Annotated in this window: 24 protein-coding genes; 11 read left to right on the top strand and 13 right to left on the bottom strand. The window is 64.2% G+C overall.

Annotated elements, in window-relative coordinates; translation table 11 throughout:
* The first annotated feature begins 84 nt into the window (after positions 1–84).
* Entirely contained in the window at positions 85–1,080 is a 996-nt protein-coding gene (locus RFN30_RS16020; protein ID WP_320263054.1) for an aldo/keto reductase, read from the top strand.
* 231 nt (positions 1,081–1,311) lie between these two features.
* Here the strand turns inward: RFN30_RS16020 and RFN30_RS16015 are convergent, their stop codons facing one another.
* The 8 genes from RFN30_RS16015 to infC all read right to left on the bottom strand — a co-directional run bounded on the left by RFN30_RS16015 (position 1,312) and on the right by infC (position 8,361).
* The gene (locus tag RFN30_RS16015; RefSeq protein ID WP_320263053.1) at positions 1,312–1,914 is read right to left on the bottom strand and encodes a nucleotidyltransferase family protein; all 603 of its coding nucleotides are present in this window, start codon (positions 1,912–1,914) and stop codon (positions 1,312–1,314) included.
* Between the two features lie 124 nt (positions 1,915–2,038).
* Positions 2,039–4,447 (bottom strand): phenylalanine--tRNA ligase subunit beta, encoded by a 2,409-nt coding sequence (pheT, locus tag RFN30_RS16010; protein ID WP_320263052.1) that lies wholly within the window; start codon positions 4,445–4,447, stop codon positions 2,039–2,041.
* On the bottom strand, positions 4,444–4,881 hold the full coding sequence (locus tag RFN30_RS16005) for a GFA family protein (protein ID WP_320263051.1): 438 nt from the start codon (positions 4,879–4,881) through the stop codon (positions 4,444–4,446). The genes pheT and RFN30_RS16005 overlap by 4 nt, the downstream gene beginning before the upstream one ends.
* Positions 4,878–5,975: a phenylalanine--tRNA ligase subunit alpha gene (gene pheS / locus RFN30_RS16000; RefSeq protein ID WP_320263050.1), complete on the bottom strand. Its 1,098-nt coding sequence runs from the start codon at positions 5,973–5,975 to the stop codon at positions 4,878–4,880. The genes RFN30_RS16005 and pheS overlap by 4 nt, the downstream gene beginning before the upstream one ends.
* 141 nt (positions 5,976–6,116) lie before the next feature.
* Positions 6,117–6,518 (bottom strand): 50S ribosomal protein L20, encoded by a 402-nt coding sequence (rplT, locus tag RFN30_RS15995; RefSeq protein ID WP_071100686.1) that lies wholly within the window; start codon positions 6,516–6,518, stop codon positions 6,117–6,119.
* A 37-nt stretch (positions 6,519–6,555) separates the two neighbouring features.
* A complete protein-coding gene (gene rpmI, locus RFN30_RS15990) occupies positions 6,556–6,759 on the bottom strand; it encodes a 50S ribosomal protein L35 (RefSeq protein ID WP_027166935.1) in 204 nt (67 codons plus the stop codon).
* A 215-nt stretch (positions 6,760–6,974) separates the two neighbouring features.
* Positions 6,975–7,622 carry a methyltransferase family protein gene (locus tag RFN30_RS15985; RefSeq protein WP_320263049.1) on the bottom strand — a complete coding sequence of 216 codons (648 nt, stop codon included), beginning with the start codon at positions 7,620–7,622 and terminating at the stop codon, positions 6,975–6,977.
* A 202-nt stretch (positions 7,623–7,824) separates the two neighbouring features.
* The gene (gene infC, locus RFN30_RS15980) at positions 7,825–8,361 is read right to left on the bottom strand and encodes a translation initiation factor IF-3 (RefSeq protein WP_126057137.1); all 537 of its coding nucleotides are present in this window, start codon (positions 8,359–8,361) and stop codon (positions 7,825–7,827) included.
* A 226-nt stretch (positions 8,362–8,587) separates the two neighbouring features.
* Between infC and RFN30_RS15975 the strand changes: the two genes are divergently transcribed.
* The 4 genes from RFN30_RS15975 (at position 8,588) to RFN30_RS15960 (ending at position 11,981) form a co-directional block, all read left to right on the top strand.
* Positions 8,588–9,358 (top strand): alpha/beta hydrolase, encoded by a 771-nt coding sequence (locus tag RFN30_RS15975; RefSeq protein WP_320263048.1) that lies wholly within the window; start codon positions 8,588–8,590, stop codon positions 9,356–9,358.
* A 2-nt stretch (positions 9,359–9,360) separates the two neighbouring features.
* On the top strand, positions 9,361–10,503 hold the full coding sequence (locus RFN30_RS15970; protein WP_320263047.1) for a benzoate/H(+) symporter BenE family transporter: 1,143 nt from the start codon (positions 9,361–9,363) through the stop codon (positions 10,501–10,503).
* Between the two features lie 116 nt (positions 10,504–10,619).
* Positions 10,620–11,102: a DUF2852 domain-containing protein gene (locus RFN30_RS15965; RefSeq protein WP_320263046.1), complete on the top strand. Its 483-nt coding sequence runs from the start codon at positions 10,620–10,622 to the stop codon at positions 11,100–11,102.
* 120 nt (positions 11,103–11,222) lie between these two features.
* Entirely contained in the window at positions 11,223–11,981 is a 759-nt protein-coding gene (locus tag RFN30_RS15960; protein WP_320263045.1) for a M48 family metallopeptidase, read from the top strand.
* A gap of 247 nt (positions 11,982–12,228) precedes the next feature.
* Here RFN30_RS15960 and RFN30_RS15955 read toward each other — a convergent pair whose 3' ends face one another.
* Positions 12,229–12,567: a hypothetical protein gene (locus tag RFN30_RS15955; RefSeq protein WP_320263044.1), complete on the bottom strand. Its 339-nt coding sequence runs from the start codon at positions 12,565–12,567 to the stop codon at positions 12,229–12,231.
* Between RFN30_RS15955 and RFN30_RS15950 the strand changes: the two genes are divergently transcribed.
* The 6 genes from RFN30_RS15950 (at position 12,554) to RFN30_RS15925 (ending at position 18,110) form a co-directional block, all read left to right on the top strand.
* Complete coding sequence (locus RFN30_RS15950) at positions 12,554–13,213, top strand: phosphoribosylanthranilate isomerase (RefSeq protein WP_320263043.1); 660 nt, start codon at positions 12,554–12,556, stop codon at positions 13,211–13,213. The two genes, RFN30_RS15955 and RFN30_RS15950, sit on opposite strands and share 14 nt — an antisense overlap.
* Before the next feature lie 29 nt (positions 13,214–13,242).
* The gene (gene trpB / locus RFN30_RS15945) at positions 13,243–14,463 is read left to right on the top strand and encodes a tryptophan synthase subunit beta (RefSeq protein WP_320263042.1); all 1,221 of its coding nucleotides are present in this window, start codon (positions 13,243–13,245) and stop codon (positions 14,461–14,463) included.
* Positions 14,464–14,465: 2 nt separating this feature from the next.
* Positions 14,466–15,305, top strand: coding sequence for a tryptophan synthase subunit alpha (gene trpA, locus RFN30_RS15940; RefSeq protein WP_320263041.1), 840 nt, complete (start codon positions 14,466–14,468; stop codon positions 15,303–15,305).
* A 39-nt stretch (positions 15,306–15,344) separates the two neighbouring features.
* Positions 15,345–16,271 carry an acetyl-CoA carboxylase, carboxyltransferase subunit beta gene (accD, locus tag RFN30_RS15935; protein WP_320263040.1) on the top strand — a complete coding sequence of 309 codons (927 nt, stop codon included), beginning with the start codon at positions 15,345–15,347 and terminating at the stop codon, positions 16,269–16,271.
* 62 nt (positions 16,272–16,333) lie between these two features.
* Positions 16,334–17,659, top strand: a complete 1,326-nt coding sequence (locus tag RFN30_RS15930) for a bifunctional folylpolyglutamate synthase/dihydrofolate synthase (RefSeq protein WP_320263039.1) — start codon at positions 16,334–16,336, stop codon at positions 17,657–17,659.
* Positions 17,660–17,690: 31 nt separating this feature from the next.
* Positions 17,691–18,110 (top strand): VOC family protein, encoded by a 420-nt coding sequence (locus tag RFN30_RS15925; protein ID WP_320263038.1) that lies wholly within the window; start codon positions 17,691–17,693, stop codon positions 18,108–18,110.
* 120 nt (positions 18,111–18,230) lie between these two features.
* On the opposite strand, the gene RFN30_RS15920 is transcribed toward RFN30_RS15925, so the two are convergent.
* The 4 genes from RFN30_RS15920 to trxA form a co-directional block, all read right to left on the bottom strand.
* Positions 18,231–18,644, bottom strand: a complete 414-nt coding sequence (locus tag RFN30_RS15920; protein WP_320263037.1) for a type II toxin-antitoxin system VapC family toxin — start codon at positions 18,642–18,644, stop codon at positions 18,231–18,233.
* Positions 18,641–18,889 (bottom strand): type II toxin-antitoxin system VapB family antitoxin, encoded by a 249-nt coding sequence (locus tag RFN30_RS15915; protein ID WP_320263036.1) that lies wholly within the window; start codon positions 18,887–18,889, stop codon positions 18,641–18,643. The genes RFN30_RS15920 and RFN30_RS15915 overlap by 4 nt, the downstream gene beginning before the upstream one ends.
* A 69-nt stretch (positions 18,890–18,958) precedes the next feature.
* Positions 18,959–19,240: a cupin domain-containing protein gene (locus RFN30_RS15910; RefSeq protein ID WP_320263035.1), complete on the bottom strand. Its 282-nt coding sequence runs from the start codon at positions 19,238–19,240 to the stop codon at positions 18,959–18,961.
* A gap of 130 nt (positions 19,241–19,370) precedes the next feature.
* Entirely contained in the window at positions 19,371–19,694 is a 324-nt protein-coding gene (gene trxA, locus RFN30_RS15905; protein ID WP_320263034.1) for a thioredoxin, read from the bottom strand.
* Between the last annotated feature and the right edge of the window lie 19 nt (positions 19,695–19,713).

Raw genomic sequence — 19,713 nt, 5'->3', positions numbered from 1 at the left:
TAGAACAAGCCGTGCAAAAGAGACAGAATTATCGAACGCATTGCGAGGCGCTATCTCTCCCTCACCGCAACAAGGAGATGCGCCATGCAAACCCGCAAACTTGGAACTGAACTCGAAGTCTTCCCCGTCGGCCTCGGCTGCATGGGCATGAGCTTCGTGTATGGCGGTCAGCCGAAGGCCGAGGCCATCGCCACGCTGAGGCGCGCCGTCGACATCGGCGTCACCTTCTTTGATACGGCCGAAGTCTATGGACCATTCGAGAACGAGATCCTGCTCGGCAAGGCACTGAAGCCGGTGCGTGACAAGGTGACGATCGCCACCAAATTCGGCTTCAAGATCGCCGAGGAGGGCTCGGGCACCGAGCGGATGATCGGTGTCGACAGCCGCCCCGAGCACGTCAAGGCGGTGGCCGAGGCCTCGCTGAAGCGCCTCGATACCGACGTCATCGACCTCTACTACCAGCACCGCGTCGATCCGAATGTCCCGATCGAGGACACCGTCGGCGCCATGGCCGAATTGGTGCGCGAGGGCAAGGTGCGTGCGCTCGGCCTGTCCGAGGCAAGTGCGGCGACCATCCGCCGGGCGCATGCCGTGCACCCGATCGCGGCCGTGCAGAGCGAATATTCGCTGTGGACCCGCGACCCGGAAGACGGGGTCTTGGCTGTCTGCCGCGAACTCGGCATCGGCTTCGTCCCCTACAGCCCGCTCGGCCGCGGCCTGCTCACCGGCACCATCGGCAAGCGAGATACGCTCGGCGCCGGCGACTGGCGCCTCGGCCTTCCGCGGTTCCAGGCCGAAGCCATGGAAGCCAACAACGCCGTCATCGCGGTGCTGGAAAAGCTGGCAGCCGAGAAGGGTGTGACGCCGGCGCAGCTGGCGCTCGCCTGGGTGCTGCACCAGGGCGATTTCATCGTGCCGATCCCCGGTGCGCGGAAAATCCGCCACCTGGAGCAGAACACGGCCGCGGCCGGGATCGGGCTGAGCGCGACCGAAGCCGCCGCGATCGGCGACGCGCTGTCGCCCGACAAGGTGGTCGGCAAGCGCTACACCGAGGAATTGCTGGCGCTGGTGAATGGGTAGACGGTTCACTACCCACTCGCCTTGAAACGCTGGCGGGACAGCGCCCCCCTCTGTCCTGCCGGACATCTCCCCCACGAGGGGGGAGATCAGCAGCTTCGGCGCGGCGCTCTTTCTTGCAACGATGGTGATTGGCGAAAGCCGTGACGACAGCCAATCTCCCCCCTCGTGGGGGAGATGCCCGGCAGGGCAGAGGGGGGCGCTGTCCCGCCGAGTTTTCCTGTTTCGCTCGTCTCACCATGGCACCACCTCAATCTCCGGCCAGTACTCCTGCGCCCGCTTCCCCTTCGCCTCATGCGTGCGCTGGTTATCCAGCACCCGGTTCGGCGTGATGCGGAAGGAGAAAATGTCGTCGAGCCCGAACGGCGCCACCAACTCGAACTCGCCATCGCCATCGAACCGCACCCCCACCGCATGCGTCTTCGATGCAAAATAGCTGACCGATTCGCTCGCGCTCGTGTAGCGCGGGCATTCCTGCCCGAACTTCACCGGATACCACAGATGCACGCGCGCCTGGTTGCGCACCTCGACCGGCAGCGGTAATCCTTCGAAATGCCGCGCGGCCCGGCGGATCACCGCATCCTCGGCCTCGTAGGAAAGGTCGGCATTGTCGAAATAGAACAGGTCGACATCCTTGATGCCGTAGCCCGGCGGCTTGCCGGTCAGATGGTTCCAGACGCTGTTGTAGAGCGCGCCGGAAACCACCAGCCAGTCCGGCAAGGCGAGCGCACGCACCCGCGCCAGCGTCTCCGCCAGCAACGGGTCGGCCGCCACAATATCGAGGAAGGCCGCGCGCTGCTCGTCGAAGGGAAGGCCGGAATAGCGGAGGTGGTTCATCGTCCTTTTGAAGGGCGATTCGCCACCTGCCGGCAATCCTCGCAAGCAATTCCAGGAAAAGTGCGTAGCCGCTTTCCGTCCGGAATTGCGTAAAAACAAATGCTTAGAGCGGCGTCGAGCTGTTCTAAGCCCTCAGCACGCCGCCCGTCTGCTTGTTGACGTTCTCGACGATGCGTTTTGCGAGCGCCTCGAAATCCTCGTCGGTCAGCGTTTTTTCGACCGGCTGGATCGACACCTCGATGGCGATCGACTTCTTGGCCGTGCCGAGCGAAGCGCCTTCGAAGACGTCGAACACCGAAACGCCGGTGACCAGCTTCTTGTCGGCGGCTAAAGCTGCGCGCACCAGCGTGCCGGCCTCGACCGACCGGTCGACGACGAAGGCGAAGTCGCGCTTCACCGCCTGGAATGGCGAGAGTTCCAGCTTGGGCTTGGTGCGCGTCGGCTTGGCCTTCGGCTCCGGCACGGCGTCGACGAAAACCTCGAAGCCGCAGAGCGGTCCGGAAGCGTCGAGCGCGTCCAGCGTCTTCGGATGGAACTCGCCGAAGGTGCCGAGCACCGTCTTCGGGCCGAGCTTGATCGTGCCTGAGCGCCCGGGATGGTACCATGCTGGGCCGCCTGGCTCGATCTGCAGCCGGTCGACCGGCGCGCCGCAGGCTTCGAGCGCCGCGATCGCGTCCGCCTTGGCGTCGAACACGCCGACCGGGCCGGAATTGCCGGACCAGCTGCGGCCGGAGCCGTCGAGCTTGGCCGTGCCGCGCCTGACGCCGGCGGCAACGCGCCGCTGCTGATCGGGCAAGTCGCCTTCATAGGTGCCGGAGACCTCGAACAGCGCCACGTCGCCGATGCCGCGGTCGGCATTGCGCTGCGCGGCCGCGATCAGTCCCGGCAGCAGCGAGGGCCGCATGTCGGACATCTCGGCGGCGATCGGGTTGGCGAGCTTCAGCCCGTTCTGGCCGCCGCCGAACAGCTCGGCGTGCTTTGCCGGAATGAACGACCAGGTGACCGCCTCCATCATGCCGCGCACGGCCAGCGAACGCTTGGCCGCGCGGGTGCGCACCTGCAGCGTCGTCAGAATTCTGCCGTTGACGGCGTCATGCGAGGTCAGCGGCTGGGCCAAGATGTTGTCGACGCCGTGGATGCGCATCACCTCCTCGACGAGGTCGGCCTTGCCGTCGACGTCCGGCCGCCAGGACGGCACCTTCACCTCGACAGTGTCGCCCGAGCTGCGCGGCTCGAAGCCGAGGCGGGTCAGGATAGCGAGCGCTTCCTCTCGTGGCACCTCGATGCCGGTCAGCCGCTTCACTTCCGACAGCGGAAAGAAGATGATCTTCGGCTTGTGGCCGGCATAGCCCGCCACTTCGATTTCCGTCGGCGAGCCGCCGCAGAAATCGAGCACCAGCTTGGTCGCGAGCTCGACACCCGGCACCATGAATTCGGGATCGACGCCGCGCTCGAAGCGATAGCGCGCATCGCTGATGATGCCGAGCGTACGGCCGGTGCGGGCGGTGGTGATCGGATCCCAGAGCGCCGATTCGATCAGCACGTCGGTGGTGTTCTCGTCGCAGCCCGAATGTTCGCCGCCCATGATGCCGGCGATCGATTCGACGCCGTTGTCGTCGGCGATCACGCACATTTCCGGCGTCAGCGTGTATTCGCGCCCATCGAGCGCCAGCACCTTCTCGCCGTCCTTCGCCCGGCGCACGACGAGATTGCCGGCGACCTTGTTGGCGTCGAAGACATGCAGCGGCCGGCCGCGGTCGAAGGTGACGTAGTTGGTGATGTCGACCAGCGCGCTGATCGGGCGCAAGCCGATGGCGAGCAGCCGTTGCTGCAGCCATTTCGGCGATGGGCCGTTCTTCACGCCCTTCACCAGCGTCAGCGCGAAGCCGGGGCAGAGGTCCGGCGCCTCGATCTTGACCTTGACCGGGCACATGCCTTCGCCGGCATGCGGCATGATCGCGCCGCCGGTGAGCCGGCCGAGCCCGCTCGCCGCGAGATCGCGCGCGATGCCGTAGACGCTGGTCGCGTCCGGCCGGTTCGGCGTCAGATTGATCTCGATCACCGGATCGTCGAGATGCGCGTAAGCCGCGAAGCTGGTGCCGACCGGCGCGTCTTCGGGCAGGTCGATGATGCCGTTGTGCTCGTCGGAGATTTCCAGCTCGCGCTCGGAGCACATCATGCCGTGGCTTTCGACGCCGCGGATCTTGCCGACGGAAAGCGTCACGTCGATGCCGGGCACATAGGTGCCGGGCGCGGCGAAGGCGCCGATCAGGCCGGCGCGGGCATTCGGCGCGCCGCACACCACCTGCACCGGCGGCTTGCCGTCGCCGGTATCGACGGTCAGCACGCGCAGCCGGTCGGCGTCGGGATGCTGCACCGCCGTCAGCACCTTGGCGATGACGAAGGGCTTCAGGCTCGCCTTATCGTCGACACGTTCGACTTCGAGGCCGATCGCGGTCAGCCGCTCGACGATCTCGGCAAGCGAGGCGTCGGTCTCGAGATGGTCCTTGAGCCAGGAGAGGGTGAATTTCATGACTGTGTTCCGTCTGGTCTTTGCCCATTCGGTCTGGGCACGCTGGTCCTGAGATGGCGCGGCAGGTCGTCCGGCATGTGCAGGAAGGGCAGTTGCTCGCGCACATGGGCATGCAGCGTCGGCTTGAAATAGGCCGGCATGTCCATCGAACCGAGCGTAAAGTAGATCTGATTGCTGAGCCGCTCGTCCGTATAGGCGATCGGCGAGCCGCAGATGCCGCAGAACGAGCGCGTCACCGGGCCGTTCTCGAACGTCTTCAGCGCCTTGCCGTCGAGCGCGATCTGGTCGGCCATGAAGCCGACAAAGGCCGAGACCGGCGCGCCGCTGGCGCGCCGGCAATCACCGCAATGGCAATAGCTGATGTGGTGCGGCTCGGCTGACGCCTCGAACCGCACCGCGCCGCAGCGGCAGCCGCCGGTGTGCGGGGCCGTCATGTCGAGAGCCCCCCGAACAGCGTCGGCAGGTCGAGCGGCCTGAAGCCGTAATGCGTGAGCCAGCGCACATCCGCGTCGAAAAAGGCGCGCAGGTCCGGCATGCCGTATTTCAGCATGGCGATGCGGTCGATGCCCATGCCCCAGGCGAAGCCCTGGTATTCGTCGGGATCGAGCCCGCCGTGACGCAGCACGTTGGGGTGCACCATGCCGCAGCCCAGGATCTCCATCCAGTCGGAGCCTTCGCCGAAGCGCACTTCGCCCGGACGCGAACGGTCGCACTGGATGTCGACCTCGAGGCTGGGCTCGGTGAACGGGAAGAAGGACGGCCGGAAACGCATCTTGACGCTCGGCACCTCGAAGAAGGCCTTGCAGAACTCCTCCAGCACCCACTTCATGTTGGCGATGTTGGCGGTTTTGTCGATCACCAGCCCCTCGACCTGGTGGAACATCGGCGAGTGCGTGGCGTCCGAATCCTGCCGGTAGGTCTTGCCGGGGATGACGATGCGGATCGGCGGCTTCTGCTGCTCCATGGTGCGGATCTGCACGGGCGAGGTGTGCGTGCGCAACAGCTTGCGCTCGCCCTTCTCGTCCGGCTGGAAGAAGAAGGTGTCGTGCATCTCGCGCGCCGGATGTCCCTCGGGGAAGTTGAGCGCGGTGAAATTGTAGTAATCGGTCTCGATATCCGGACCTTCGGCGATCGAGAAGCCGAGGTCGCCGAAGATCGCCGCGATCTCGTCGATCACCTGGCTGATCGGATGGATGCGGCCGCGCTCGGCCGGCGACTGGCGCACCGGCAGCGTGACGTCGACCGTCTCGGCCGCGAGCCGTGCGGCGATCGCGACGTCCTTCAGTTCCGCTTTGCGCGCCGTCAGCGCCTCGGCGACGCGGTTCTTCAGGCCGTTGATCGCCGGGCCCTTCACCTGCCGCTCCTCGGCGCTCATGGCGCCGAGCGTCTTCAGCATTTCGGAGACCGAGCCCTTCTTGCCCAGCGCCGAGACGCGCACCGCCTCGATCGCCTGCTCATCCGCTGCTGCGGCGATGTCGGCAAGCAGTGAAGCTTCAAGGGTTTCCAGATTTCCAGCAGTAGCGTTCACGGCGAAACTCTTTTGATGGGGTAACCGACATCGTGCGGTGCGGTACCATTTTGGTTACATCAGGAACAAAGAAAAACCCGCGCCAGCCTGCCAGCGCGGGTTCCCCAAAATCAGATTTACGAATGCTTGGGAAGCGCTGGCTTAGGCGACAGCGCTCTCAAACGCATTCGGCGTGGTGTTCTTCAGATATTCGAGCGCGACCTTGGCTTTGGCCACAAGTGCTGCGAAAGCCTGCGGCTCGTGGATGGCCATGTCCGACAGGATCTTGCGGTCGATCTCGATGCCGGCCTTGTTGAGGCCGTCGATGAAGCGGCCATAGGTCAGGCCGTGCTCGTGCACCGCCGCGTTGATGCGCTGGATCCACAGCGCGCGGAACGAGCGCTTGCGGTTCTTGCGGTCGCGATAGGCGTACTGCAGCGACTTTTCCACCGCCTGCTTGGCGATGCGGATGGTGTTCTTGCGGCGGCCGTAGAAACCCTTGGCGGCTTTCAGGACCTTCTTGTGCTTGGCGTGGGCGGTGACGCCTCTCTTTACGCGTGCCATGTCATGATCTCCTTAAACGCTGTCCAGGCCGAATGCTTTAAAGGCCGTTCGGCAGAAAATTCTTGATGACCTTCTTGCCGTCCGGTTCAGCCAGAACCATCGTGCCGCGGGCATCGCGAATGAACTTGTTGGAACGCTTGATCATGCCGTGGCGCTTGCCGGCGGCAGCCGACAGCACCTTTCCGGTGGCAGTAATCTTGAACCGCTTCTTGGCGGCCGATTTGGTCTTCATCTTGGGCATTTTGCTTTCCTTTCGTGGGGGCCCCCAATCGGGCCGATGTTCGCTTCGGGCCGACCAAAGCCCGAAAAGCAAATGAAACCGCCACGGCATGCCCTGCCGGGCGGTTTTCTTGGAACGGCGGTCCTATAGATCAAAGACGGCGCGCGCGCAACACCCGAGACGGTGCGGCGCGCTGTCCATTTGCAGGCCGGCCTCACCTGAATATCAACTCGTTCCTACGGCAGGCGGAACCACACCGGCAACATCCCCGACTGCTGCGCGCCGTCGATCAGCTCGAAGGCCGGCAGCGCCACCAGGAACACCAGTCCGTCGAGCAGCGTGTTCAACAGCAGGCGCGGCTTGAAGCTGCCGGTGTCGCCTTCCTGGTAGAGCGAGAGGTTGGGGAAGAAGCGTGGCACCTTTGCCAGATAGGCGTTGTAAGGAGCGCCGAGCGCTTCCTTGAGATAGCGCTCCTCGCGCAGGATGACGATGTGGAAGGCGCCAGCGCACAGGAGCGCGAAAAGGATGATGCCCGAGAACGAGCCGATCTGCGCGCCGACGCCGGCGGCGGCCACGGTCGAGAACAGGTAAAGCGGGTTGCGGGTGACCGAATAGGGCCCGCCGGTGACCACTTCGGAGGATTTGCGTCCGCCGATATAGAGCGTGGACCACAGGCGCCCGACGATGCCGAGGAAGATCAGGAGCACGCCGAACATCTCGATCGACTCGTGGACCGGCGTTTCGGGAGGGAACGTCGACTGGCCGAACAAGAGTGCCGCAAACAGCACCACGATGAGCACCGCCAGCACGATGCGGCGCATGTACTGGTAGCCGCCCAACCCTTCTATCTGGTTGTCGGTCGGGACCTTTGTTTCATCGACCATGGCCAATCCGATCGTCGTGTTTTGCTCGCGATCGGATAGAAAACAGGCGCCCCGCCGATCGTCGGGACGCCGTGCTCCGCAATTCAGGCAGATTTTAGAGCACGATGCCGCTCAATTCTGTTTCTCGAAACCGTGATGGACACGGATCTCGCGCCGGCAGGCATCGGAACAAACAAGGGGGGAAGACGCGGGCGCCCGCCTGTCAGCGGGGCGCCAGCACCATCATCATCTGGCGGCCTTCGAGCTTCGGCTCGGCCTCGACCTTGGCGATCGGCGCCACTTCCTCGCGAACCTTGTTCAGGAGCTGCATGCCGAGTTCCATATGCGCCATCTCGCGGCCGCGGAAGCGCAGCGTAAGCTTGACCTTGTCGCCTTCCTCGAAGAAGCGCCGCACGGCCTTCATCTTGGTCTCGTAGTCATGGCTGTCGATGTTCGGGCGCATCTTGATCTCTTTGATCTCGATGACCTTCTGATTCTTGCGCGCTTCGGCCGCCTTCTTCTGGTTGGCGTATTTCAGCTTGCCGAGATCGAGAATTTTTACGACGGGCGGCTGCGCGTTGGGCGATATCTCAACGAGATCGAGCCCCGCCTCTTCGGCGAGCAGCAATGCGTCGTTGATGGAAACTTCGCCACGGTTCTGGCCTTCGGCGTCGATAAGCTGGACCCGGGGGACCCGGATGTCTCGGTTGGAGCGCGGACCGTCCTTGGTGGGTGCCGCTGCTTTGAAAGGTCTGCGAATGGTCGTGGTCTCCTCGGCCGTTTCGTTCAGGGTTCTTTGAGTTCAATTGCTTGGACGCGCCTATGTGGTGAGCGCGCGGCCGGAGTCAATAGCACAGCCTCGCCAGGAAATCACCTCAAAGCTTGCCCGGAACCTTGCCATTGTCTGCACCAAGCGAAGAAACGGCGCGAGCACTTTCCGGCGAACCGCTGGTTGTGCCAAAAGACCGCCCGGGAAGGACAAGGTCATGAACGCCAGCGCACCAGTTTTCATCGACGTCGACGGGTCGGAGATCGCCGTCAGGCACGTACCGGGCTCGGCACCGGGCATCGTCTGGCTGGGCGGCTACAAGTCCGACATGCTGGGCACCAAGGCCGAGGCGCTGTCGGACTGGACGGGCCGCGAAGGCCGCGCCTATCTGCGCCACGACTATTCCGGACACGGCGAGTCGGGCGGCGAATTCGCCGATGGCACGATCTCGAAATGGCTGGCCGAAAGCCTCGCGGTCTTCCGGCGTTTCGGCAAGGGCAAGCAGATCCTGGTCGGCTCCTCGATGGGGGCATGGATCGCGCTGCGCATGGTGCAGGAATTGCGCAAGGCGGGCGACACCAGCGTCGCCGGCCTTGTGCTGCTTGCGCCGGCGCCGGACTTCACCGTCGAGCTGATCGAGCCGGTGCTGACCAAGGCGCAAAAGCGCGACCTTTCGAAAAAGGGATTTTTCGCCGAACGGTCCGATTATTCGGACGAGCCCTATATCTATACGCGCGCGCTGATCGAGGACGGCCGCGCGAATCGGGTGATGACCGGGCCGATCGACAGCCATTGCCCCGTGCATATCCTGCAGGGCCTGGCCGATCCGGACGTACCGTCCGGCCATGCGCTGAAGCTCGCGGCGCTCTTGCCGGCAGACGACGTCACGCTGTCGCTGATCCCCGACGGCGACCATCGCCTGTCCCGCCCCGAGGATCTCGACATGCTCAAGCGCGCCGTTGGCGATATGGTCCAGCGGGTCGCCTGACGATGCGCATTTCCATACCGATATCGGCCTTCGTTGCGGCGATCGTCGGCTTCGGCGGCACGCTGGCCATCGTCATTGCCGCCGCCAAGGCGGTCGGCGCGACCCAGATCGAGACCGCGAGCGGGGTGACCGCGATCTGCCTGGCCATGGCCATCGAATGCCTGTGGCTGTCCTGGCGCACCAGGATGCCGGTCATCACAGCCTGGTCGACGCCGGGCCTGGCGCTGATTGCGGCCTCCAGCGGCTTCACCATGGCGCAAGCCGTCGGCGCCTTCATCGTTACCGGCATCCTTTTGATCGCCACCGGCCTGTTCAAGCCGCTGACCCGGCTGATCGCCATGATTCCCGCCTCGGTCGCGTCCGGCATGCTGGCCGGCATCCTGGTCGGCTTCGGCATCAATGCGGTGAAGGCCATTCCGACCGATCCCTGGCTGATCCTGCCGCTGATCGCCGCTTTCTTCGTCATCCGGCTGTTCAACCCGGCGGTGTCGGTGCTGGTGGTGCTGATCGGCGGTGGCCTTGCCGCCTTCCTCACCGGCCGCGTCGGCGGCCTGCCGGCGCCCGAACTGTCGACGCTGACGCTGATTGCGCCGCAGTTCACCGCCTCGGCGATCATCGGCCTGGCCCTGCCGCTCTACCTCGTCACCATGGCCTCGCAGAACCTGTCCGGCCTCGCCGTGTTGAAGGCGGCAGGCTACCATCCGGAACCTGGTCCGCTGATCGGTGTCACCGGCTTCTTTTCGCTGCTTTCGGCGCCGTTCGGCGCCTCGACCACCAATCTGGCGGCGATCTCGGCAGCCATCTGCACGGGCCCGGATGTCCATCCGGACCCCGGCGAGCGCTGGAAGACGGGCCCGTTCTATGCGCTCGCCTACCTGGTCTTCGCCGTCTTCGGCGCCTCGCTGGTGGCGATCTTCGCCGTCCTGCCGCAGAGCCTGATCGTGCTGGTCGCCGGCCTGGCGCTGATGGCGCCTTTGGCCAACGCGCTGTCGATCGCGCTCCACGACACGGGCGAGCGCATGCCGGCCACCGCCACCTTCGCGGTGACGGCCTCGGGGCTTACGCTCGTCGGCGTCGGCGCTGCGTTTTGGGGGCTGGTTGCCGGAGTGGCAGTGCTTTCTCTCGAAAAGCTCAAAAAGCGATAATCATTTCAGCTGCTTCGCCGGTTTTGGCCGGCCTTGCCTTGAATCGCCGATTTCGCCTTCCCATTTCGATTCCACGCAGCCGGTTTGGCTGTTTCCAACGGAAGGATTGGGAGAAAATGAACACAACCGCATTGATCCGTCCGGCCTGGACGCCGGCGACCATCGCGCTGATGGTGATCGGCTTCATGGTGTTCTGGCCGCTCGGCTTCGCCATGCTCGCCTACATCATCTGGGGCGATCGGCTCGAAGGCTTCAAGCGCGACGTCAACCGCGCCACCGACGGCATCTTCGCCGGCTGCCGCCGCGGTTCCGACAAGGCGGCCCGCTGGGGCCATGGCTCGTCCCGCACCGGCAACGTCGCCTTCGACGACTGGCGCGAGAAGGAACTCGAGCGCCTCGCCGAGGAGCGCCGCAAGCTGGACGAGATGCTGACCGAGTTCGATGAGTATGCCCGTGAGCTGCGCCGCGCCAAGGACCAGGAAGAGTTCGACCGCTTCATGGCGAACCGCAACAAGTCGACCGCGCCGACCACGACGAGCGACACGACCGGAAAGACCGCCCCGAAGCGCGGCAAGGGCACGAACCTGCTCGACGACTGAGATGCTGCGACAGGTCTCAGGGTGATACAACGGCGTCGCGCAAGCGGCGCCGTTTCTTTTTTGTTCTCTATGTAGCTTCACTCCACTGGCCGTTTTTCTCGAATCGCGTATCGTCCAGCCATGTCCATCGGCTTCTTTCGCAATCTGACCAAGCCCAAGCCCGCTCCCGTCGTGGAGCGCGAGCATTGCGTCGCCGGCCGCACGCTGCCGCTCAAGATCGTCGAGAGCGCCAGGGCCCGGCGGCTGACGCTGCGCATCGATTCCGGCGGCCAGGGCCTGCGCATCACCGTGCCGCCCGGCTTGCGCCGCGGCGAGGTGGAGAAGTTCCTCGACCGTCATCAAGACTGGCTGGAGCAGCGCCTGGCCAAGGTGCCGACGCGCCCGCAGGTCAGGCCCGGCATCAAGATTCCGATCCGCGGCGTGCCGCACCGCATCGTCCATGAGCCGGCAAAGCGCGGCACCGTCACCATTGCGCGCGACGATCGTGGCCCGCTGCTGATCATCCATGGCGAGCGTGTCCATCTGCCGCGCCGCATTGCCGACTATCTGAAACGCGAGGCCAAGCGCGAGATCGAGAAGCTGGTGGTCAAGCACACCGAAGCGATCGGTAAGCGCGCCAAGGCGATCCGGTACAAGGATACCTCCAGCCGCTGGGGGTCATGCACCTCGGAGGGCAATCTTTCCTTCTCGTGGCGCATCATGATGGCGCCGCCGCCGGTGATAAACTACCTGGTGGCGCATGAGGTCGCGCATCTGAAAGAGATGAATCACGGCCCGAAATTCTGGAAGCTGTGCGAAAAGCTCTGCCCCGACACCGACCGCTGCAAGGACTGGCTGAAGCGCAATGGCGGCGCGCTGCAGGCGATTGTGTTTGAGTAGGTGGCGGCGGCTGCAAAGAGGACAAAAACTGCCATGCCGCGATCCTTCCCACCCCCCTCTGTCCTGCCGGACATCTCCCCCGCAAGGGGGGAGATCAGCAGCTTCGGCGCTTAGCCCTTCCTGCAACGCTCGAGATTGGCGAAGGCCGTGGTGACATCCGATCTCCCCCCTTGCGGGGGAGATGGCCGGCAGGCCAGAGGGGGGTGCTGTCCCGCTGTCCTCTCTAATATCGGCTTAACCCAGACTATCAATCATCATTCGCCGCATTCAGCTCTTCCGGCTTCAGCCCCTCATCGCCCTGATGCGGCCAAGGCAAAAAATTCCGGTCGAACGCATCGCTGCCGAAATAGTCGAGCGCCCGATGCGCCTCTGCGCCGTTGAAATCGGACTTCTCCATCAGATGCGCGATCACCTCGCGCGCCTGCACGATCTTCTGCCTGAGTTCGGCGACGGTTTGGTCGGCCATTTTCCTGCTCCCGCCTGATTCCCTATATGAAGGTAGTGTTTTCCGGCCGCCCGGCAACAGCATGCTTTTTCTCGACTCTTCGGCCGTTTCGTGCCAATCCCGCGCCATGACGCTCGACATCAAGATCTGCGGATTGAGGACCGACGCCGCGATGGCCGCCGCGCTTGCCGGCGGCGCCAGCCATGTCGGCTTCATCTTTTTTGCCAAAAGCCCGCGATATGTAGAGCCGGCAGAGGCCGGGCGCCTGCGCGAAGCCGCGCGCGGCAAGGCCAAGGCGGTCGCCGTCACCGTCGACGCCGATGATGCATTTCTCGACGAGATCGTCGCCAGGATGCAGCCCGACATGCTGCAGCTCCATGGGTCCGAAACGCCTGCGCGGGTGGCGGAGCTCAGGGCGCGCCACGGCATCCCGGTGATGAAGGTGCTGTCGGTCAGCGAAGCGGCGGATATCGACCGGATAAAACCCTATATCGGCATCGCCGACCGCTTGATGTTCGACGCCAAGCCGCCCAAGGGGTCGCAATTGCCCGGCGGCAACGGCGTCGCCTTCGACTGGCGCATCCTTGCCGGCCTTGACGCCGGCCTCGATTACATGCTTTCCGGAGGGCTCAACGCCGCCAATGTCGGCGATGCCCTGAAACTGGCCAATCCGCCCGGAATAGATATTTCGTCGGGCGTGGAAAGCGCTCCGGGCGTCAAGGATCCGGCGCTGATCGAGCAGTTTTTCCGGGCCGTCAGGGCCGCGCGCGACGACCGCGCCGCCTGAACAGGTTCTTTCCAACCAGGAGATCGGCGATGAACAAGCCGGCCATGCCCAATTCCTTCCGCACCGGGCCCGACGAGCAGGGCATGTTCGGCATTTTCGGCGGCCGCTTCGTCGCCGAGACGCTGATGCCGCTGATCCTCGATCTCGAAGAGCAGTGGAACAAGGCCAAGGACGATCCGGAATTCAAGGCCGAGCTGCAGAACCTGTCGACCCACTATGCCGGGCGCCCGTCAAAGCTCTATTTCGCAGAGGGCCTGACGAAGCATCTCGGCGGCGCCAAGGTCTATTTCAAGCGTGAGGACCTGAACCACACCGGCTCGCACAAGATCAACAACTGCCTCGGCCAGATCCTGCTTGCCAAGCGCATGGGCAAGAAGCGCATCATCGCCGAGACCGGTGCCGGCCAGCACGGCGTCGCCTCCGCCACCGTGGCGGCCCGCTTCGGCTACCCTTGCGTCGTCTACATGGGCGCCACCGACGTAGCCCGGCAGAGCCCCAACGTCTTCCGCATGAAGCTGCTCGGCGCCGAGGTGCGGCCGGTCACCGCCGGCCACGGCACGCTGAAGGATGCCATGAACGAGGCCCTGCGTGACTGGGTCACCAATGTCGAGGATACCTACTACCTGATCGGCACCGCCGCCGGTCCGCATCCCTATCCGGAGTTGGTGCGCGACTTCCAGTCGGTGATCGGCACGGAAGCGCGTGCCCAGATGCTGGAGCAGGAAGGCCGCCTGCCGGACGTCATCATCGCCTGCGTCGGTGGTGGCTCCAACGCCATCGGCCTGTTTCATCCTTTCCTCGACGACAGCCAGGTCCGCATCATCGGCATCGAGGCCGGCGGGCGCGGCCTCGACGGCGTCGAGCACTGCGCTTCGATGAATGCCGGCAAGCCTGGCGTGCTGCACGGCAACCGCACCTATCTCTTGCAGAATGGCGACGGCCAGATCCTCGACGGCCATTCGATCTCGGCAGGCCTCGACTATCCGGGCGTCGGGCCCGAGCATTCATGGCTGCGCGATTCGAGCCGCGTCCAGTATGAGCCGATCCTCGACGACGAGGCGCTGGAGGCCTTCCAGCTGACCACCCGCGTCGAAGGCATCATCCCGGCGCTGGAATCGGCGCACGCCATCGCGCATGCGATGAAGATCGTGCCGACCATGGACAAGGACCAGATCGTCATCGTCAATCTGTCCGGCCGCGGCGACAAGGACGTGCACACGGTGGCCAAGATGCTGGGCATGGAGATCTGACAATGACGACCCGCATCGACCGCCGCATGGCGAAGCTCAAGTCCGAGGGCCGTCCGGCTTTGGTCACCTATATCATGGGCGGCGATCCGGACTACGACACCTCTTTGGCCATCATGAAAGGCCTGCCCGAGGCCGGCGCCGACGTCATCGAGCTCGGCATGCCGTTCTCCGATCCGATGGCCGACGGTCCGGCCATCCAGGCGGCGGGGCTCAGGGCGCTGAAAGGCGGCCAGACGCTGGTCAAGACGTTGAAGATGGCGTCCGAATTCCGCGCCGGCGACGACGAGACGCCGATCGTGCTGATGGGCTACTACAACCCGATCTACATCTACGGCGTCGATCGCTTCCTCGTGGACGCCAAGGCCAGCGGCATTGACGGCCTGATCGTCGTCGACCTGCCGCCGGAAATGGACGAGGAGCTCTGCATCCCGGCGCTGAAAGCCGGCATCAACTTCATCCGCCTGGCGACGCCGACCACCGACGACAAGCGCCTGCCCAAGGTTTTGGAGAACACCTCCGGCTTCGTCTACTACGTGTCGATGACCGGCATCACCGGCTCGGCGCTGGCCGATACCGCCAAGGTGTCGGCAGCGGTCAAGCGCATCAAGGGCCACACCGCGCTGCCGGTCTGCGTCGGCTTCGGCGTCAAGACCGCCGAGCAGGCCCGGGTGATCGGCGCCTCGGCCGACGGTGTCGTCGTCGGCACCGCGATCGTCAACGCGGTCGCCAATGTGCTTGGACCCAAGGGCGAGAAGACGGCCGATCCGGCCGAAGCCGTCGCCACTCTGGTCAGCGGCCTTGCCCAGGGCGTGCGTTCGGCCCGCCTTGCTGCCGCCGAATAGTTTTCCTACCTCCTCCTTGTCAGGACGGGAGCCGAAGCGATGAACTGGATCACCAATTACGTTCGCCCGAAGATCAATTCGATGCTCGGCCGGCGCACCGACATGCCGGAAAACCTCTGGATCAAGGATCCCGAGACCGGCGAGATGATCTTCCACAAGGATCTCGAATCCAACCAGTTCGTCATCCCGTCTTCCGGCCACCACATGAAGATCTCGGCCAAGGAGCGGCTGAAATACTTCTTCGACGACGGCAAATATGAGACGCTGGAAAACCCCAAGGTCGTCCTGGACCCGCTGAAATTCCGCGACGAGAAGCGCTACACCGATCGCCTGAAAGAGGCGAAGACCAAGACCGCCCTGGAAGACGCAATCCTCAATGCCACCGGCACCATCGATGGCCTGCCGGTCGTCGTCACGGTGCAGGATTTCGCTTTCATGGGCGGTTCGCTCGGCATGGCCGCCGGCGAGGCTATCGTTCACGCCTTCGAGGTTGCCTTGCAGCGCAGGCGGCCGTTGATTCTGTTCGCCGCCTCGGGTGGCGCCCGCATGCAGGAAGGCATTTTGTCGCTGATGCAATTGCCGCGCACCACGGTCGGCGTCGACCGGCTGAAGGAAGCCGGCCTGCCCTATATCGTCGTGCTCACCAATCCCACGACCGGCGGCGTCACCGCGTCCTACGCCATGCTGGGCGACGTCCACATTGCCGAGCCCGGCGCGTTGATCGGCTTTGCCGGCCCGCGCGTCATCGAGCAGACCATCCGCGAGAAGCTACCGGACGGCTTCCAGCGCGCCGAATATCTGATGGAGCACGGCATGGTCGACATGGTCGTCTCGCGTCTGGAGATGCGCCCGACCATCGCGCGGCTCCTGAAGATGCTGCTCAAGGTGCCGTCTGCCGAGAAGCCGGCGGAGCCGGAGATCCTGCCGCCGGCACTAGCCCAGCCGGAAGCACGGCCGCAGGCCTGACGCGACACCGTTCGCCGCGAACCGCGATTGCGGCTCGCCTCGAGCGAGCCTAGGATTCCGCCATGACAACGCTCGCCGCCGACCGCGAAATCGAACATCTGATGACGCTCCACCCGAAAGGTTTCGACCTTTCGCTGGACCGCATCACCCGCCTGCTCGAGCGGCTCGGCAATCCGCAGGAGCGGCTGCCGCCGGTCATCCATATCGCCGGCACCAACGGCAAGGGTTCCTGCGCCGCCTTCTCGCGAGCGCTGCTGGAGGCCGCTGGCCACCTCGTGCACGTGCACACCTCGCCGCATCTGGTGAACTGGCACGAGCGCTACCGGTTGGCGGCCGAGGGCGGCGGCAAGCTGGTCGACGACCAGGTCTTTGCCGAGGCGATCGCGCGCGTCGCCAAGGCCAACCAGGGCCAGAAGATCACCGTCTTCGAGATCCTGACCGCCGTCACCTTCATTTTGTTTTCCGAGCATCCGGCCGAGGCCGCGATCATCGAGGTCGGCCTAGGCGGCCGTTTCGACGCCACCAATGTGGTCGCGCGGCCGGCGGTCTCGGTGATCATGCCGGTGTCGTTGGACCACGAGGCCTATCTCGGCGACCGCGTCGAGGTGATCGCCGCCGAGAAGGCCGGCATCATGAAGCGCGGCTGCCCGGTGGTGATCGGTGCTCAGGAAAGCGAGACGGCGCTGGAGGTGCTGATCGAAACCGCCGAGCGGCTCGACTGCCCGACTGTCGTCTACGGCCAGGATTTCCTCGCCTTCGAGGAGAACGGCCGCATGGTCTATCAGGACGAGGACGGCTTGATGGACCTGCCGCTGCCGCGCCTGCCGGGACGGCACCAGTTCGCCAATGCCGCCGCCGCGATCGCCGCGGTCAAGGCCGCCGGCTTCGAGATCGGCCACCGCGCTGCCGAACAAGCGATGGCACAAGTCGCCTGGCCGGCCCGGATGCAGAAATTGTCGCAAGGCCGTCTGGTGGACCTGGCACCCAAGGGCTCCGAGATCTGGCTCGACGGCGGTCACAATCCGGGCGCCGGGGTCGTGATCGCCGAAGCACTGGCCGAGCAGGAGGAAAAGAACCCGCGCCCGCTGATCCTCATCTCCGGCATGATCAACACCAAGGACCAGAGCGGTTATTTCAGCGCCTTCAAGGGGCTTGCCCGGCATGTCTACACGGTGCCGGTCAGCAAGAGCGATGCCGGCGTGCCTAACGACGAGCTGGCGCTGCGCGCCACCGAAGCCGGCCTTTCGGCCGAGCCGGTCAGCTCCGTCGCCAATGCGCTGATGCTGTTGCGCGACAGCTGGGATGGCCCGGCGCCGCGCATCCTCATCGGCGGCTCGCTCTATTTCGCCGGCGCGGTGCTGGACGAGAACGGCACGCCGCCGACCTGAGCGAGGTTCGCCGAGCCGCAAGGATCCGGTCATGATCAAGGTCAAGCAGCTCGCCCATGTCTGCATCTTCGCGCATAACCTGGAGGCGACGCGCGGCTTCTACCGCGACGTGCTCGGCATGGACACCCGTTTCAATTTCCTGCGCGACGGCAGGATCTTCGGCTTCTACCTCGATTGTGGCGGCCGCAGCCATGTCGAGGTGTTCGAGAAGAGCGAGGCCAGCTACGGCGAGCGCAACCAGATCAACCACTTCTGCCTTGAGGTGGAAGATATCGATGCCGCGATCGCCCATATCCGGTCGAAGGGCGTCGAGGTGACACCGAAGAAGCTCGCCTGCGACGACACGTTTCAGGCCTGGATCACAGATCCCAACAGGGTGAAGATCGAGTTGTTCGAATATACCGACAAAAGCGCGCAATTTGCCGGCGGCGATCGCGTCGCCGACTGGTGATATGCATGTCACCCAAAGTGCGCAGCGGTTTTGGGAGACGACATCCAAGACCTGAAGCGCGCAGCTGCAACCCGTTTTAACGCGACGCGCTTTCGGTAGCGGATCAGTCTGAAATGCAGTTCAGAAGTCCCACGGTGAGACCAAGTCGAGGCTGGCAGAACCGAAGTCGTTCAGATTGCGTGTTGCCAGCCGGCCACCGTTCACGCGTGCGATGGCTGCAATCATACCGTCGGGGGCCGAAATGCCCCGGCCTTGGCGCCAGGCGCGTCCCATGATCTCGCCATAAGCCAGGGCGGCCTCCTCCGTCAGTCCGAAAATGCGGTCGGCAAAGCGATGGCGCCACTGAGAAAGCCCCTGCTCAACGCGATCGGCACGCTCATCAGGTCGTATCTTCTGGATGCCGAAGGCGATTTCAGCAATCGCCACTGTGGGAAGAGCCAATTCGGCATCGTTGCGGACAAGCCAAGCCATAACGGCCGCGTCCGGCACCTTCTTAAGGGTCTCCGAAATCACATTGGTGTCGACGAAAATCAAAGCTCGGGTCCGGTATGAACTTGGCGGCCTTCGCGGATGATTTTCTCCAGATCAATGTCTGCGCCATAGTTTGCCGCCAGGCGGGCATAGAAGGTGGATGCGGGTTCGCGCCCCGCTTCACGGACCTCATAAGATTCAAGCGCGCGTTCGACGACATCGGCTATGGAGCGGTTTTCGCGACGAGCAAGTCGATGAGCAAGGTCTCGTGCTTTTGCGCTACGGACTGAGAGCTGCGGTTCGGCCATCTGAAACTCCGTTTGAGAGAGATATAGAGTGCTGCCATCAAGATGGCAATTGGTGGCTCGCCAGCCTCTTCACTTCAGCTCGATCTCGATGAAGGCGTATTCGCCGTCGTTGGCGTTGATGACGTCGTGCTCGACGCCTTCCCTGCGGAAATAGGGCGCGCCCTTCTTCATCTCGGCGAAGGCTTCGCCGTCCCTGGTCACCAGCTTCACCTTGCCGTCCATCAGCGGCACGACGACGTAGTCGTGGCCATGGCGGTGCCAACCGGTATTGGCGCCCGGCGCGAAGCGGTATTCGGTGACGATGACCCGCTCGTTGTCGATGAAGACGGTGGCCTTGGCTGTTCCGGTCATGGGCTTCTCCCTTTTTCGTAGAGAAGGCGATGGAAGGCCATCACGTCAGGGCCAGAGCGCTGTCAGCGATGACGCCAAAGAAAAGCCCGGCGCGATGGCCGGGCTTGATCTTGAAATCTTTTGGCTTGGCTCAGGCGAGGCTGCCGTTGATCCAGTGCGACAGCGCGGTCTTGGGCGCGGCGCCAACCTTCATGTCGGCGACTTCACCGTCCTTGAAGATCATCAGCGTCGGGATCGAGCGCACGCCGTACTGCGCGGCCAACTCGGGATTCTCGTCGATGTTGAGCTTGGCGACCTTTATCTTGGAGCCAAGCTCTTTGGCGATGTCTTCCAGCGCCGGAGCTATCATCTTGCAGGGACCGCACCACTCAGCCCAGAAATCCACGACGACCGGCTCCTTGGCGTTGAGCACATCGGCCTGGAAATTGCCCTTGTCGACCTTGACGGTGGCCATGCTGAAATCCTTTCGAAAA

Origin of the sequence: Mesorhizobium dulcispinae, assembly GCF_033977345.1 — a bacterium.
In the GTDB taxonomy this organism is placed as follows: Bacteria; Pseudomonadota; Alphaproteobacteria; order Rhizobiales; family Rhizobiaceae; genus Mesorhizobium; species Mesorhizobium dulcispinae.
The sequence above is the reverse complement of the archived record's forward strand: the minus strand, read 5'-3'. Positions and strand labels throughout refer to the sequence as shown.

Bases quoted from the DNA above. Each gene is read 5' to 3' on its own strand.
- RFN30_RS16020 (WP_320263054.1), top strand. From the start codon at position 85: ATGCAAACCCGCAAACTTGGAACTGAACTCGAAGTCTTCCCCGTCGGC.
- RFN30_RS16015 (WP_320263053.1), bottom strand. From the start codon at position 1,914: ATGAACCACCTCCGCTATTCCGGCCTTCCCTTCGACGAGCAGCGCGCG.
- pheT (WP_320263052.1), bottom strand. From the start codon at position 4,447: ATGAAATTCACCCTCTCCTGGCTCAAGGACCATCTCGAGACCGACGCC.
- RFN30_RS16005 (WP_320263051.1), bottom strand. From the start codon at position 4,881: ATGACGGCCCCGCACACCGGCGGCTGCCGCTGCGGCGCGGTGCGGTTC.
- rplT (WP_071100686.1), bottom strand. From the start codon at position 6,518: ATGGCACGCGTAAAGAGAGGCGTCACCGCCCACGCCAAGCACAAGAAG.
- rpmI (WP_027166935.1), bottom strand. From the start codon at position 6,759: ATGCCCAAGATGAAGACCAAATCGGCCGCCAAGAAGCGGTTCAAGATT.
- RFN30_RS15985 (WP_320263049.1), bottom strand. From the start codon at position 7,622: ATGGTCGATGAAACAAAGGTCCCGACCGACAACCAGATAGAAGGGTTG.
- RFN30_RS15975 (WP_320263048.1), top strand. From the start codon at position 8,588: ATGAACGCCAGCGCACCAGTTTTCATCGACGTCGACGGGTCGGAGATC.
- RFN30_RS15970 (WP_320263047.1), top strand. From the start codon at position 9,361: ATGCGCATTTCCATACCGATATCGGCCTTCGTTGCGGCGATCGTCGGC.
- RFN30_RS15965 (WP_320263046.1), top strand. From the start codon at position 10,620: ATGAACACAACCGCATTGATCCGTCCGGCCTGGACGCCGGCGACCATC.
- RFN30_RS15960 (WP_320263045.1), top strand. From the start codon at position 11,223: ATGTCCATCGGCTTCTTTCGCAATCTGACCAAGCCCAAGCCCGCTCCC.
- RFN30_RS15950 (WP_320263043.1), top strand. From the start codon at position 12,554: ATGACGCTCGACATCAAGATCTGCGGATTGAGGACCGACGCCGCGATG.
- RFN30_RS15955 (WP_320263044.1), bottom strand. From the start codon at position 12,567: ATGTCGAGCGTCATGGCGCGGGATTGGCACGAAACGGCCGAAGAGTCG.
- trpB (WP_320263042.1), top strand. From the start codon at position 13,243: ATGAACAAGCCGGCCATGCCCAATTCCTTCCGCACCGGGCCCGACGAG.
- trpA (WP_320263041.1), top strand. From the start codon at position 14,466: ATGACGACCCGCATCGACCGCCGCATGGCGAAGCTCAAGTCCGAGGGC.
- accD (WP_320263040.1), top strand. From the start codon at position 15,345: ATGAACTGGATCACCAATTACGTTCGCCCGAAGATCAATTCGATGCTC.
- RFN30_RS15930 (WP_320263039.1), top strand. From the start codon at position 16,334: ATGACAACGCTCGCCGCCGACCGCGAAATCGAACATCTGATGACGCTC.
- RFN30_RS15925 (WP_320263038.1), top strand. From the start codon at position 17,691: ATGATCAAGGTCAAGCAGCTCGCCCATGTCTGCATCTTCGCGCATAAC.
- RFN30_RS15915 (WP_320263036.1), bottom strand. From the start codon at position 18,889: ATGGCCGAACCGCAGCTCTCAGTCCGTAGCGCAAAAGCACGAGACCTT.
- RFN30_RS15910 (WP_320263035.1), bottom strand. From the start codon at position 19,240: ATGACCGGAACAGCCAAGGCCACCGTCTTCATCGACAACGAGCGGGTC.
- trxA (WP_320263034.1), bottom strand. From the start codon at position 19,694: ATGGCCACCGTCAAGGTCGACAAGGGCAATTTCCAGGCCGATGTGCTC.